Origin of the sequence: Faecalibacillus intestinalis (assembly GCF_015097455.1) — a bacterium.
Classification (GTDB): domain Bacteria; phylum Bacillota_I; class Bacilli_A; order Erysipelotrichales; family Coprobacillaceae; genus Faecalibacillus; species Faecalibacillus intestinalis.
Window position 1 is genome coordinate 1,887,424 of the sequence record NZ_AP024085.1, and the last position, 12,489, is coordinate 1,899,912.

The window sequence follows — 12,489 nt, forward strand, 5'->3', positions numbered from 1 at the left end:
AAGGAGTGGCTAAATGAAAAGAATATGCCCTAGATGCAATAATGAACTATCTACCAATTGTTATGTAAAAGACAAAGGAATCAATACTTTAAGCTATCTAGAATTAATTATAAAAAAAGATCAATTCAATAAAGAACATAAAGAAATTAAATCATGTTACTGTCCTAAATGTGGTTATGTAGAACTTTATGTTGATGTCGATCATCAAAATCAACATTTAAAAAAGGATGATGATTTAAATTCTTTAAGACAAACTGTAAGGCAATATGCGATTGATTATCATCAACACATAGAATTAGAAAGAAAAAAGACTGAAGAAAAAGAAATTCTAGATAAAAAAAGAAAACTTGAATCTCTTATTTATCAATCACATATACAAAACGATAAAAAAAGAAAACGTAAAAAAACTTTACGTAAAACACATTTACTAAAAAAAGTGCTAAGAAAATAGCACTTTTTTTTATAAATCTATATTAGGTAATGTAAATCCTCTTCCTCTTACATTATGTGTCTCATTTGTAATAATAAATGCTGCCTCATCAATTTTTAAAATTTCATTGGTAAGTGTCACTAATTCTCGGCGGCTGACAACAGACATCACCGCATACATATCTTGTTTTTTATAACCTGTGGTAATATTCATAAGCGTGCATCCTCGATCTATTTGATCATAAAGCATACTTTGAACCTCATTCCATTTTGGTGAAATGACCAATACTTGAATTTTAGATTCACCTAATAAAATCATTTTATCCATGACCAAAGCAGTAATCAAAACAACTAAAATACCATAAAGAATTTGTTCAACATTTGAAAAAGGAACTTGTAAAGCTAGGATAATACAATCAAAGCCATTAATAAGTACAGTCGTAGAAATACCTGTTTTTTTATTTAGAACTAATGGTGGTATATCCATTCCTCCGGTACTTGCTCCTATTCTTAAAACAAGTCCTAATCCTCCACCTACAAAAATTCCTGCATAAACAGAGGATAAGAGTAAATCATTTGTAAGATGTGTAACCCCCGGAGTATTTTCAAATATTGTTAAAAATGTTGGGAAAATAATTGTACTTAATAATGTTTTAGCTGCAAAAGATTTTCCTAGAAAAAAATAGCCTGCAATAAACATAATAATATTGATTACATAAACAACAAGCGATAAAGGAATTCCTGTTATTTGTTTGACAATTAATCCTAACCCAGAAGCGCCACCAACAATAATCCCGTGAGGGGTAATGAAAGCACAAATTCCAAATGCTAGAATAGCATTACCAATAACAATCACAGCAATTTCTAAACATTTTTTTAAAAATTTATTCTTCATGACCACCCTCCTGTATACGAGATTTCAAATATGCATAAATAAAATCATCTAAGTTTCCATCTAAAACATCTTTAGGATTATTAGACTCATATAATGAACGATTATCTTTTACTAAAGAATATGGATGTAAAACATAAGAACGAATTTGTGAACCCCAAGCAATTTCCTTCTGCTCACCTTGTATTTCTTTTAATTCTTTTGCTTGTTTTTCTTCCATTAAAGCAAATAACTTACTTTTTAACATCATCATCGCTTGTTCTCTATTTTGAATTTGGCTTCTTTGACTTTGACAAGTAACGACTGTTCCTGTAGGAATATGGGTAATCCTAACTGCTGAATCTGTTTTATTAATATGTTGTCCACCTGCTCCACTTGCACGATAAGTATCAATTCTTAAATCTTCTGGTTTAATGTCAATTTCAATTGTATCATCTAATTCAGGAATAACATCAATGGATGCAAATGAAGTATGACGTCTTTTGGAAGAATCAAATGGAGATATTCTAACAAGTCGATGAACACCTTTTTCAGCCTTTAAATGTCCATAAGCATATTTTCCTTTAACCAAGAAAGTAACTGATTTAATACCTGCAACATCTCCATCTAAATAATCTAAAACTTCTATTTTAAAATCTTTCGATGAACAATATCTTTGGTACATACGATACAACATTTCTGCCCAATCTTGGCTTTCTGTACCTCCTGCACCTGGATGAATTTCTACGATGGCATTAGCACTATCATACTTTCCAGATAAAAGTAAAATTTTTTCAAATTCACTCATTCTTTGTTCAAAATCTTGATAATCACTTTCTAAAATAGTTTGAAATTCTTGATCATCCGTTTCTTTAACTAATGTATATGTTTCATCTAATGAATTTAATGATTGACAAAGATTTTCATATTCATCAGTAATTTTTTTCATATCATTTAATTCGTCATAGATCTTTTTAGCTTTTGTTGGATCATCCCAAAAGCCATCTTGCATTGTTTGATATGAAAGACCTTCTATTTCTCTTAATTTTTCATCAATTTGTGCAGATTTTCTATATTCGTCTATTAATAAATGGGCTTTATCAAGCCCATTTTTTATTTCATATAATTCCATTATTTAAATTCTACTTCTAATTTTAAATGAGGAATATTTTCTTCTGCTGAACTACCAGGACGAATACCCATATGCACAATATTTTTAGAAATCATATCAACAATAGAAAGTTTCATTTGTTCAAACATATAGAACGCTTCTTCTGTATATTCAGAAAGTGGATTCTTTTGTGCATACGCACGTAAATAAATACCATTTCTAAGTTTAGTCATTGCATCAATATGATTGATCCAAGTATAATCAATAACTCCTAATAAAACACTTCTTTCATAATTAACGATTTTTGCATGATCAATATCTTTATTTAATCTCATTTGATATTGAGAGAAGCAAATTTCTGTTAAAGTTTCTAATAATTTCTTAGGATCATTTTTAACAACATCTTTATTCTTAGCATCAATTTCAGCAAGTAACATATAATTTTTAGCTACAAAATCTAAAACAGCATCCACATCAACTTCATCATGTTTACCATGAGTTGTACATCTATTGATTGTCATTTCAATTGCTTGATTGAACATACCTTTGACAATATCATCTAAATTATCTAATGACATGATTTCATCACGTTCTTTATACATAATTTCACGTTGTTGTCTCATAACATCATCATATTCAAGAATATGTTTACGTGAATCAAAGTTTTGACCTTCAACACGTTTTTGTGCATTTTCGATAGCTTTTGAAACCATTTTATTTTCAATAGCCATATCATCATCTAAATAATTACTAAATGATTGTAATTTTTCACCAGCAAATCTTTGCATTAATTCATCATCAAACGAAACATAGAATACAGAATATCCTGGGTCACCTTGACGTCCAGAACGTCCACGTAACTGATTATCAATACGTCTAGATTCATGTCTTTCAGAACCAATAACTGCTAAACCACCAATTTCAGGTACACCTTTACCAAGTTTAATGTCAGTACCACGACCAGCCATGTTTGTAGCGATTGTCACCGCACCTTTTTGACCTGCTCTTGCAATGATTTCAGCTTCTTTAGCATGGTTTTTCGCATTTAATGTATTATGTTTAATTCCTCTTTTATCTAACATTTTTGATAAAATTTCTGAAGTTTCAACCGATACAGTCCCAATTAGAATTGGTTGACCATAAGCATGTCTTGCAACAACTTCATCACATAATGCTTTAAATTTATTTGTTTTTGTAGAATAGATCTTATCATTACGGTCATCACGAATAACCGGTTTATTTGTTGGAATTTCAATAACACGCATGTTATAGATCATCATAAATTCTTCTTCTTCTGTTTTTGCAGTACCAGTCATCCCTGCTAATTTATTAAATAGTCTGAAGAAATTTTGATATGTGATTGTTGCTCTTGTTTCTGTTTCTTCTTTAATTGGAACACCTTCTTTAGCTTCAATTGCTTGATGTAACCCATCAGAATAAGCACGACCTGGCATAACACGTCCAGTAAATTGATCAATGATCATAATTTTTGCATTACGAATATCTCTTGTACCATCTTCTGTCGCAATCATATATTCAACATCACGAGTCATCGCATAGTTTGCTTTTAATGCTTGATTGATATGATGAACTAATGAAGTATGTTGAATATCATATAAGTTATCAATCTTAAATCCTTTTTCTGCTTTTTCGATTCCTTTTGGAGTTAATGAAACAGTTTTTGTTTCGATATCAACTTCATAATCTTTTTCAGCAATTAATGATTTAACAAAACGATCTGCTTGTAAATATAAAGCAGCTGTATTTTTCTTACCACCTGAAATAATCAATGGTGTTCTTGATTCATCAATTAAAATAGAGTCAACTTCGTCGATCAAAGCATAGTTAAGTCCTTTAACTAATACTTTATCTTCCATTGAAGTAACCATATTGTCTCTTAAATAGTCAAAACCTAATTCAGCATTTGTTGTATAAGTAACATCACAACCATGTGCTTCTTGTTTTTGTTGAGGTGTTAATTCTCTTTTATTTAATCCAACTGTTAATCCTAAAAATTCTAATACTTTACCATTATTTCTAGCATCACGTTCAGCCAAATAGTCATTAACAGTAATAACATGAACTCCTTTTCCAGTTAATGCATTTAAATAAACTGGGAAAATAGAAGTTAATGTTTTACCTTCACCTGTTTTCATTTCAGCAATATCACCATTATGTAATGCAATACCACCCATTAATTGAACTTTAAAAGCTTTTAAATGAATTTGACGCCATGCAGCTTCTCTTGCAACTGCAAAAGCATCAACTAAAATATCATCTAATTCACTACCGCTATTTAATTTTTCTTTTAATACATTTGTTTGATTTGCTAATTCTTCATCAGACAAAGCACTATACTTATCTTCTAAAGAAATAATTTCTTGAGCAATCTTATCTAATTTTTTAAGTTGTTTTCTTTCATCATCGAAAACACCTTTAATTTTTGAAACAAAGCCTTTTTTTGTTTTTTGAGGTGTTGTAGAAAATGGAATAACTTCTCCATTATATTCTTCATTTTTAAAATCTTCTACATGTATATCTTCACCTTGTTGATCTTGTAAATCAACAATATTTTTAGCTGCTTCAACATCGATTCCTAATTTAGCGTTTTTCTTTTTAATTTCTTTTCTTATTTCTTGCTTTCTACTAGCCATACATACACGCTCCTTTTACGCTTGTAATCAAGTTTAATTATATCAAATAATTGTGATTATTAAAAGCAAAATTTAAATATCCCTACTTAAAATAAAAATCTAGAGATTATCTCTAGATTTTTACGACATGTTTTGCCTGCATACCGCGTTCGCTTTGATATAATTCAAACTCAACTAATTCGCCTTCATTAAGTGTTTTATATCCATTTTGAACAATTTGGCTATAATGAACAAAGACATCTTTTCCTTCTCCTCGATCAATAAATCCAAATCCCTTTTCGGCATTAAACCATTTGACTCTTCCTTGCACTTTCATCATCCTTTCCTTGTCTATTTCAGTATATTTAATATTTTATAAAAAAGTTATCATTTTCATTCGACAAATAAATTTTACGTGTCATTTATAACAAAAAAATGTCATCTCTATTGTCAAATAGTTCACACTATTTTACATATTTGTTGAAAAAGTAATAAAAAACATTTCTAGCAAAAGCATAAAGCTTACCCTTACTATTGGTTAGTGGTTTTCTTAGTGTCTACAATAGAATTGATTATTTTTTAAAATAATCAATATGAGGGCAAGCCAATACTAATGCTTTTATTTGTTTAGGGTGATATTTTTCTACTTGCTGAAATGCTGCTTGTAAAGTATTTGATGAAGTCATCACATCATCAAATATTAAAACATTCTTCTTATAAAGAAGATTTCCCTCTTTAATAGATAATATTTTCTTTACTTGGCTTCGATCTTTTTGTTTTGTCTGTTTGTAGTCTTCTTTTTTATACAAACCTGTAAAAATATGTTGAGAAAATGTCTTAACAATTTCAACATTAGGACAAAAGCCACGTCGTTTATTATCTTTTTGACTACTAGGAATAACAACAATGATATAATTTTTGTAGGTCCTTTTTAATTCTTGAAATGATTCTATAAAACAATCTTTTAAAGCATAATCATCTAATGCTTTATATTGAAAAAGGAGTTGTCTAAAAAAATCATTGTATTCATATAAAACCTTGACATGATATCCTTGAATCCTTATATCACTATTTATTATTTTAAATTTTCTTATACAGCTTAAACAAAGAGAAGAATTATTCACCAAGTGAAAAAGATCTTGTTGTTGATTTAACTCTTTATGGCAGATAAGGCATTGCTTTGTTGAAGATCCTTGATACATTCTTTAATAGCCTTCGTTTGTCTATTTGTATAAATGATAATATCTCCATTTGTATAGGGTACTTTTCGCCCTGTTCGCCCTGCTATTTGAATAAGTGTTTCTTTATCAAAAAGGGGATGTTCACCATGTAAAATAATAACTTGTACATTTTCAACAGTCATTCCTCTTTCTAAAACTGTTGTACATGCAATAACATCTATTTCATGGGATTTAATCATTTCTAATGATTGATGAATATTTTTTTCTTTTGATGTAGCACAGTGACTTTTAATAGAAAAGAATTTAAGAAATTTTTGTACTTGTCTTGTCATTTCAATACGTGGTACAAAAAGAAATACCGGTTTTTTATCTTTTTGATACTTTTTTAATTGATAAACAAGATGACACAACATCATAAAGTTTCCCATTACCTTACAAGTAGGAATTGGTAATGGTTGATGATGAAACCTTTGTAAGACTTGTACATCTCCACTTTCAATCGTTGCAGACATAAACACATAATTTCCCTTTATACTATTCATTAATATATTTTCCAAAACTTCATTATCACGATATGGAAAAGCATCATACTCATCTAAAATCAATAAATCAAACATTCGTGGATACCGATACAGCTGATGTGTTGTACAAATAATAAATTGTCCTTCTAAACACTCTGTATGTCCTCCATAAACAAGAATGGGCTGAATATTAAAAAATTGTTTTTGAATTCTCTTTGCTAATTCTATAACCAATTCTTTTCTTGGCATCGTCAAACAAACATGATGTCCTAAATTCAATGCATATTCAATGACACCATAAATCATTTCCGTCTTACCTGCTCCTGTTACTGCTTTTAATACTGAATTTTGATGATTTTGATATCTTTCTATCAATAATCTTGAAGTTCTTTCTTGTTCTAAGTTTAATGAATAATTTAAATGATAGTATATTTTCTTTTCATTTTTAACAGATTTTAAGTTAACTGTCTTTGTAGAAAAAGCAATACATTTTCTACAATAAATACGCCCATTGTTTTCAAAAAAATATTGAACATCTTCATTTTGACATCTCGAACATTTCATCTTCTTCACCTACATCTATTTTAATACATTTTACAAAATAATTCGTCTCGAATTTGTTTCAAATTTGTCTCATTTTTGTCTCAAATTTGTTTCACATTTGTCTCACGATTTTTTCAATAAAATCATTTTTGTATTTCTTAGAAATAGGAATAACTTGTTTATTTTTAGTGATACAATTCATTCCTTCTATTCTCTCAACATATTTTAAATTAACAATATAGCTTCGATGACAACGACAAAAAGAATCATCTAATTGTAAAGCTATTTCTTTTAAACTGAGATAATTTCTTTTTGTCATATCATTTTGATGAATCATAACATGGTGTTGATAAGCTTCTATATAAATAATGTCTTCATAAGGTATTTTGTGAACTTCTTTTTTAAACTGATAAATAAATGTCTTAGAATGTTGATGTAATAAAACGCAATCAAGTATTTTATATATTTCTTGTTGATCAAGCGGCTTTAATAAGTAGTGCATCGCTTGTACTTGATAACTTGCTATCCCATAATGTGTATTTTTTGTTTGAAAAACAATCGGTATTGATAAATCCTTTTTTCTTAAGATCTTTGCAAATTCAAAACCATTGATATGTTTCATATCTAATTCTAAAAATACAAGATCACAGTTTTTTAAACATTTTGGTAATTGATAATAAAGCTGTTTATACCAATGAAAATAGATTTCTTGTTGTTTTTCTATACCCCATTTTTCAATAATCGATTTTAAAAAAACATAATCTTTTAAATTATTTTCTCCAATAAAAATATTCATTTAATCACCTCTTTATCAGTGTATATTATTTACAATCTACTCTATGATTTTAGAACAAATTGGACTAAAAAAATCGCCGAAGCGATTTATTGATCTTGATATACTTTTTTTAATGCATCTTCAACACACTCTGGCACTAAGCCTGTAAGTGGCTTATGATAACTAGCTATTTCTTTAACGACAGATGATGAGATAAAAGAATGTGATGGCTTTGTCATTAAATACATTATTTCTATTTGACTATTTAAATATTGATTAGATTGTGCATATTGTAATTCATAATCGAAATCTGTTGTTGAACGTAAGCCACGGATAAGCACTTGTCCATTGACTTTTTTTACATAATCCATAAAAAGTTCATCTGTTGAATCAACAATTACATTTTTTAAATGAGCTGTTGCTTTTTTTAAAAGTTCTTTTCTTTGTTCAATCGTAAACAAACCTACTTTTGTTGGATGAATAGCTACCGTTACATATAATATGTCAAATATCTTTGCAGCACGTTCAATAATATCTAAATGTCCATTTGTAACTGGATCAAACGATCCATTATATACAGCAATTTTCTTCATGATTTAATCCTCATAATAAAAAATATTAAGAGTTGTAATTCCATACTTTTTTCTTTTATTTAACTCAATTCCTTCTATTTCTTTAAACTCAACTTCTTTTAATTCTTCTACTACAATACACGCTTGTGGATTCAACATTTGATGATCAACTAAATATTGAAGAATATCATCAACAAGACCTTTTCCATAAGGTGGATCTAAAAAAACATAATCAAACTTTATACCTTTTTCATACAAATATTTTAAAGCTTTTTTATAATCCATTTTCAAAGGAAAACAATTTTCCAATTTTAAAAGAGAAAAATTTTCTTTAATTGTTTTAAAAGCTTCGTATTGATGATCCACACTATAAAGTGTATCACATCCTCTAGAAATAGCTTCTATTCCAAGTCCACCACTACCTCCAAATAAATCTAATACCGTTCCTCCTTGAAAATATGGCCCAATCATATTAAAAAGGTTTTCCTTATTTTTATCTGTTGTCGGTCTTGTTAATTGACTCTTAGGAACTTTTAATTGTCTTTTTTTATACTTTCCTGCAATCACTCTCATAATTTATACCCTGATGTATCTAATGAATCACTAATATCTTTAAAAACAATTTTTGTAACTTCATCGAGTAATTCATTGATTTTATAATAACTTTGATAATATTTTTGAATGTTTTCATTTTGTGACATTCTTTTTCTTACTTCATTTAATTCTTGTCTTTTCTGTGTCAAATCAATATATTTTTCAAACTTTTTCAAATCATCTAATTCTTGTAAAAGATTTTGATAATTATCTAATAATTCTTTTGTTTCTTGATTTAATAATTTTAAAGATTGCTCTTTAAATTGTAGATAGCGCTTATCTTCTTTGATAGCATCTATTAAATCATATATTGTTTCATTCATTGTAACATCTCCAACATACTCATTAGTATTGATATTCTTTCTAGCTTTTCTAAAACTGTACTTTGTTTTTTTTGATGTATTTCATCTAATAAATCATCATATTTTTCTGGATAATGACATAATGTAACATACCAAACAGGATGCTTACGTATATAATCTAAAACATCTTCTTTCATTATTTACCTTCTTTATTTTTATCTAAAAGATTAGAAACAATTCCTAAAACTTTTTCGATTGATTGCAAAGAAGAAGATAATGCTTCCAAATCGACATTTTTGATAATTTCTAAAACATTCATATTTTCTATTGGATGTTCCTTATACGGTTTGAAAAAATGATCATCTTCTCCATACATTGTATAGATTTCATATATTTCTTGCCAAGTATAGCGATGATTTAATACATCTTCTTTAATACTTGGTATTGTCTTTAAAAAAGCTTTAAACTCTTTTAAATTATCCATCAAATCACCTAATATATCATATGAAACATTTATAATTGTGTGTCTGTTTTTTCTAGTTGTTCTTTGTTGAACTTGGAAATAATTGCTTGGGCAATACCTATTGCTATTAAAGCAGCAATCGTTGAAGATCCCCCAGATGATACTAATAATAATGGAACACCTGTCATTGGAATCAATCCTGAAACGCCACCTAAATTAACAAATAAATGTAACATAAAATATGAAGCTATTCCTATCAAAATAACTCTTGATTTATTATTTTGAATTTGATCTGCATATTTTAATAATCTAAAAATAATAATAGCTGTTGGAATAATCATTAAAGCCAACCCAAAAATACCAAGTTCTTCATAAATAATGGCCCCTATAAAATCATTATGTGCCTCTGGAATATAATCATATTTTTGAATAGAATTTCCTAATCCAAGTCCAAAAATACCACCATCTGTAAAAGCAATCAAAGAATTGACAAGTTGCCATGAACTATCATAAATATTTTCTATTTTTAATGGTTTTAACCAAGAATCAATACGTTGTAATTGATATCCCTGTAAAACAGCTGTGATTAAGAATCCTAAAATAATAACCGCTACAGCTAAAGCAATCCAAACGAGTTTTTTATATTTTTTATAATAATCTCTTGGTGTTGACATAAAACAAATAAAACAAATTGCTGCTAGAATAAGAGAACTTCCTAAATCCTTTTGTACAATAACTCCTATTCCAAATGCAAAAACCATAAGAGCTAAAGGGAACAAAACACATTTGTTAAATTTATCTTTATAAAATTTACTTTTTAATTCAGCAGTTCTAAATTTTCCTTTTACTACAAATGCTGAATCAGTTTCTGTAAGCATATAAGATAAAATAAGAACCATACCAATTTTCATAAATTCTGCTGGCTGTACTGTAAAAGAACCTAAATGAATCCAAGCATGTGAGCCTTTGGTCGTCCAAAAAACACAACCACACATTGAGATGATTCCCATAATATATACAGCCATTGAACTTCTGTAATTAATCATTTTCAATTTAAAACCCTTTGTAAGAACCATCATAATAAAAACACCTATTGCTACATAAATAGATTGTGTAATCATATTTTTTATTGCAAATGCCGTTCCTTTTGAAGAGACCGCTCCAATTGATGCTGAACCAATCATTACAATTCCTAAACAAATCAATACAAAAACTGCAAAAAAGATAGGCTTATCTGCCCCTTTTTTTCTAAAAAAAGCTTTTATTCTTTTTGTCATTATAATTTGATCCAATCATTTTCTTGACTTGCTTTAAAAACTTTATAAATAGAATATCCAGAAACATCTTGGAATTCTTTATCAATTTGCTTTTCTTCACTCTTTGTCCCAACAACATTTTTAAATTTTCTATAAGCATTTAAAAAATCTGTTTTACTTATTCCTTCTTCATATGCTTTTTCTACTGCATTATATAAAGACATAACATCAATAATATCTTTTGTTGACCATGTATAGTCTAGTGGATAATTATAGTCCATCATTTACACCTCATTTCAGTAAAATATTATAACTTAAAAAAGTATAAAAATAAATGACTTATGATAAATCCCCCATACAATTATTTGGAATCATAATATGGTAATAGTAAAGGAGGGATAAACAATGAACTGTGATTATAACTGCAATGGATATGTCAATAATCCATTTGGCTGTGGTGGATGTAACACATGCGGCTATACACCTATTATGGGTGGCTTTGGTTGCAACAATACAGGATGTAGTTGGTTTGCAATTGTTTTAGTTGTTTTCTTATTATTAATCATTTGTGGTAATTCAAGAATTAGACCTTAGATATTTCAATCACCTCAAAATATGTTATAATAACCACGAATGAGGTGAAAAAAATGTTATTAATGAAAGATATTATAGATGATTCAAACGAATTAATTAGAACAGTGTCAAAAGAGGTTGAACTTCCTCTATCCAAAGAAAATCATGATTTACTCATGAAAATGCATGAATTTTTAGTTGCAAGCCAAGATGAAGAACTTTCTGAAAAATATGATTTAAGACCTGCAGTAGGTATTGCAGCTATTCAATTTGGTATTCCAAAAAGAATGTGTGCCATCCATGTTTTAGATTATGATGAAGAAGGAAATGTAACAAAATCTACTGATTATGCTTTAGCGAATCCTAAGATTGTTTCTTATACACCTAAACAATCTTATTTAAAAACTGGAGAAGCATGTTTATCAGTTCCTGAAGATGTAAAAGGTTATGTTCCACGTCATGCTAAAATCACTGTTGAAGGATTTGACGTACTTACAAACAAAGATGTAAAAATTGTTGCTCGAGGATTTTTAGCTATTTGTTTACAACATGAACTTGATCATTTTGATGGTGTTTTATATTATGATCATATTAATAAAGAATATCCATTAGTACCAATTGAAAATGCTATGGTTATTGAATAAATAAAAGGTTCTTTCGAACCT

17 protein-coding genes are annotated in these 12,489 nt (G+C 28.5%); 3 read left to right on the plus strand and 14 right to left on the minus strand.

Annotation, left to right across the window (positions count from 1 at the left end; genetic code table 11):
• The first annotated feature begins 13 nt into the window (after positions 1–13).
• Entirely contained in the window at positions 14–451 is a 438-nt protein-coding gene (locus Fi14EGH31_RS10200; RefSeq protein ID WP_022002907.1) for a hypothetical protein, read from the plus strand.
• Between the two features lie 9 nt (positions 452–460).
• Here Fi14EGH31_RS10200 and Fi14EGH31_RS10205 read toward each other — a convergent pair whose 3' ends face one another.
• From Fi14EGH31_RS10205 to Fi14EGH31_RS10270, 14 genes are all read right to left on the minus strand, one after another.
• Positions 461–1,324: a YitT family protein gene (locus Fi14EGH31_RS10205; protein WP_022002908.1), complete on the minus strand. Its 864-nt coding sequence runs from the start codon at positions 1,322–1,324 to the stop codon at positions 461–463.
• Positions 1,314–2,432, minus strand: a complete 1,119-nt coding sequence (prfB, locus tag Fi14EGH31_RS10210; RefSeq protein WP_022002909.1) for a peptide chain release factor 2 — start codon at positions 2,430–2,432, stop codon at positions 1,314–1,316. Before prfB ends, Fi14EGH31_RS10205 begins: the two co-directional genes overlap by 11 nt.
• Entirely contained in the window at positions 2,432–5,065 is a 2,634-nt protein-coding gene (secA, locus tag Fi14EGH31_RS10215; RefSeq protein ID WP_117480219.1) for a preprotein translocase subunit SecA, read from the minus strand. Before secA ends, prfB begins: the two co-directional genes overlap by 1 nt.
• A 112-nt stretch (positions 5,066–5,177) precedes the next feature.
• Positions 5,178–5,375 carry a cold-shock protein gene (locus tag Fi14EGH31_RS10220; protein ID WP_032090560.1) on the minus strand — a complete coding sequence of 66 codons (198 nt, stop codon included), beginning with the start codon at positions 5,373–5,375 and terminating at the stop codon, positions 5,178–5,180.
• 241 nt (positions 5,376–5,616) lie between these two features.
• Positions 5,617–6,246: a ComF family protein gene (locus Fi14EGH31_RS10225; RefSeq protein WP_022002912.1), complete on the minus strand. Its 630-nt coding sequence runs from the start codon at positions 6,244–6,246 to the stop codon at positions 5,617–5,619.
• Positions 6,195–7,310 (minus strand): DEAD/DEAH box helicase, encoded by a 1,116-nt coding sequence (locus tag Fi14EGH31_RS10230; RefSeq protein WP_117346638.1) that lies wholly within the window; start codon positions 7,308–7,310, stop codon positions 6,195–6,197. The genes Fi14EGH31_RS10225 and Fi14EGH31_RS10230 overlap by 52 nt, the downstream gene beginning before the upstream one ends.
• Positions 7,311–7,401: 91 nt before the next feature.
• On the minus strand, positions 7,402–8,085 hold the full coding sequence (locus Fi14EGH31_RS10235) for a LytR/AlgR family response regulator transcription factor (protein WP_022002914.1): 684 nt from the start codon (positions 8,083–8,085) through the stop codon (positions 7,402–7,404).
• An 86-nt stretch (positions 8,086–8,171) separates the two neighbouring features.
• Positions 8,172–8,657: a pantetheine-phosphate adenylyltransferase gene (gene coaD, locus Fi14EGH31_RS10240; protein ID WP_022002915.1), complete on the minus strand. Its 486-nt coding sequence runs from the start codon at positions 8,655–8,657 to the stop codon at positions 8,172–8,174.
• A 3-nt stretch (positions 8,658–8,660) separates the two neighbouring features.
• Positions 8,661–9,209, minus strand: coding sequence for a 16S rRNA (guanine(966)-N(2))-methyltransferase RsmD (gene rsmD, locus Fi14EGH31_RS10245; protein ID WP_200764778.1), 549 nt, complete (start codon positions 9,207–9,209; stop codon positions 8,661–8,663).
• A complete protein-coding gene (locus tag Fi14EGH31_RS10250) occupies positions 9,206–9,553 on the minus strand; it encodes a YlbF family regulator (protein ID WP_022002917.1) in 348 nt (115 codons plus the stop codon). Before Fi14EGH31_RS10250 ends, rsmD begins: the two co-directional genes overlap by 4 nt.
• Entirely contained in the window at positions 9,550–9,729 is a 180-nt protein-coding gene (locus tag Fi14EGH31_RS10255; RefSeq protein ID WP_022002918.1) for a YlbE-like family protein, read from the minus strand. Before Fi14EGH31_RS10255 ends, Fi14EGH31_RS10250 begins: the two co-directional genes overlap by 4 nt.
• Positions 9,729–10,016: a spore coat protein YlbD gene (ylbD, locus tag Fi14EGH31_RS10260; protein WP_022002919.1), complete on the minus strand. Its 288-nt coding sequence runs from the start codon at positions 10,014–10,016 to the stop codon at positions 9,729–9,731. The genes Fi14EGH31_RS10255 and ylbD overlap by 1 nt, the downstream gene beginning before the upstream one ends.
• 29 nt (positions 10,017–10,045) lie before the next feature.
• Positions 10,046–11,272, minus strand: a complete 1,227-nt coding sequence (locus Fi14EGH31_RS10265) for an FtsW/RodA/SpoVE family cell cycle protein (protein WP_022002920.1) — start codon at positions 11,270–11,272, stop codon at positions 10,046–10,048.
• Positions 11,272–11,532, minus strand: coding sequence for a UPF0223 family protein (locus Fi14EGH31_RS10270; protein ID WP_107028896.1), 261 nt, complete (start codon positions 11,530–11,532; stop codon positions 11,272–11,274). The genes Fi14EGH31_RS10265 and Fi14EGH31_RS10270 overlap by 1 nt, the downstream gene beginning before the upstream one ends.
• A gap of 124 nt (positions 11,533–11,656) precedes the next feature.
• Here Fi14EGH31_RS10270 and Fi14EGH31_RS10275 point away from each other — a divergent pair, with 124 nt between their 5' ends.
• Together Fi14EGH31_RS10275 and def are read left to right on the plus strand one after the other, a co-directional pair.
• Positions 11,657–11,845, plus strand: coding sequence for a hypothetical protein (locus Fi14EGH31_RS10275; protein WP_022002922.1), 189 nt, complete (start codon positions 11,657–11,659; stop codon positions 11,843–11,845).
• A gap of 53 nt (positions 11,846–11,898) precedes the next feature.
• A complete protein-coding gene (gene def / locus Fi14EGH31_RS10280) occupies positions 11,899–12,468 on the plus strand; it encodes a peptide deformylase (protein ID WP_200764779.1) in 570 nt (189 codons plus the stop codon).
• The last annotated feature ends 21 nt before the right edge of the window (positions 12,469–12,489 follow it).

What these genes read in the sequence shown, in the direction of transcription:
- ylbD (WP_022002919.1), bottom strand. Translation starts at nt 10,016, where the DNA reads ATGGATAATTTAAAAGAGTTTAAAGCTTTTTTAAAGACAATACCAAGT.
- def (WP_200764779.1), top strand. Translation starts at nt 11,899, where the DNA reads ATGTTATTAATGAAAGATATTATAGATGATTCAAACGAATTAATTAGA.
- Fi14EGH31_RS10250 (WP_022002917.1), bottom strand. Translation starts at nt 9,553, where the DNA reads ATGAATGAAACAATATATGATTTAATAGATGCTATCAAAGAAGATAAG.
- prfB (WP_022002909.1), bottom strand. Translation starts at nt 2,432, where the DNA reads ATGGAATTATATGAAATAAAAAATGGGCTTGATAAAGCCCATTTATTA.
- rsmD (WP_200764778.1), bottom strand. Translation starts at nt 9,209, where the DNA reads ATGAGAGTGATTGCAGGAAAGTATAAAAAAAGACAATTAAAAGTTCCT.
- Fi14EGH31_RS10205 (WP_022002908.1), bottom strand. Translation starts at nt 1,324, where the DNA reads ATGAAGAATAAATTTTTAAAAAAATGTTTAGAAATTGCTGTGATTGTT.
- Fi14EGH31_RS10275 (WP_022002922.1), top strand. Translation starts at nt 11,657, where the DNA reads ATGAACTGTGATTATAACTGCAATGGATATGTCAATAATCCATTTGGC.
- Fi14EGH31_RS10225 (WP_022002912.1), bottom strand. Translation starts at nt 6,246, where the DNA reads ATGTATCAAGGATCTTCAACAAAGCAATGCCTTATCTGCCATAAAGAG.
- secA (WP_117480219.1), bottom strand. Translation starts at nt 5,065, where the DNA reads ATGGCTAGTAGAAAGCAAGAAATAAGAAAAGAAATTAAAAAGAAAAAC.
- Fi14EGH31_RS10255 (WP_022002918.1), bottom strand. Translation starts at nt 9,729, where the DNA reads ATGAAAGAAGATGTTTTAGATTATATACGTAAGCATCCTGTTTGGTAT.
- Fi14EGH31_RS10265 (WP_022002920.1), bottom strand. Translation starts at nt 11,272, where the DNA reads ATGACAAAAAGAATAAAAGCTTTTTTTAGAAAAAAAGGGGCAGATAAG.
- Fi14EGH31_RS10200 (WP_022002907.1), top strand. Translation starts at nt 14, where the DNA reads ATGAAAAGAATATGCCCTAGATGCAATAATGAACTATCTACCAATTGT.
- Fi14EGH31_RS10270 (WP_107028896.1), bottom strand. Translation starts at nt 11,532, where the DNA reads ATGGACTATAATTATCCACTAGACTATACATGGTCAACAAAAGATATT.
- Fi14EGH31_RS10230 (WP_117346638.1), bottom strand. Translation starts at nt 7,310, where the DNA reads ATGAAATGTTCGAGATGTCAAAATGAAGATGTTCAATATTTTTTTGAA.
- coaD (WP_022002915.1), bottom strand. Translation starts at nt 8,657, where the DNA reads ATGAAGAAAATTGCTGTATATAATGGATCGTTTGATCCAGTTACAAAT.
- Fi14EGH31_RS10235 (WP_022002914.1), bottom strand. Translation starts at nt 8,085, where the DNA reads ATGAATATTTTTATTGGAGAAAATAATTTAAAAGATTATGTTTTTTTA.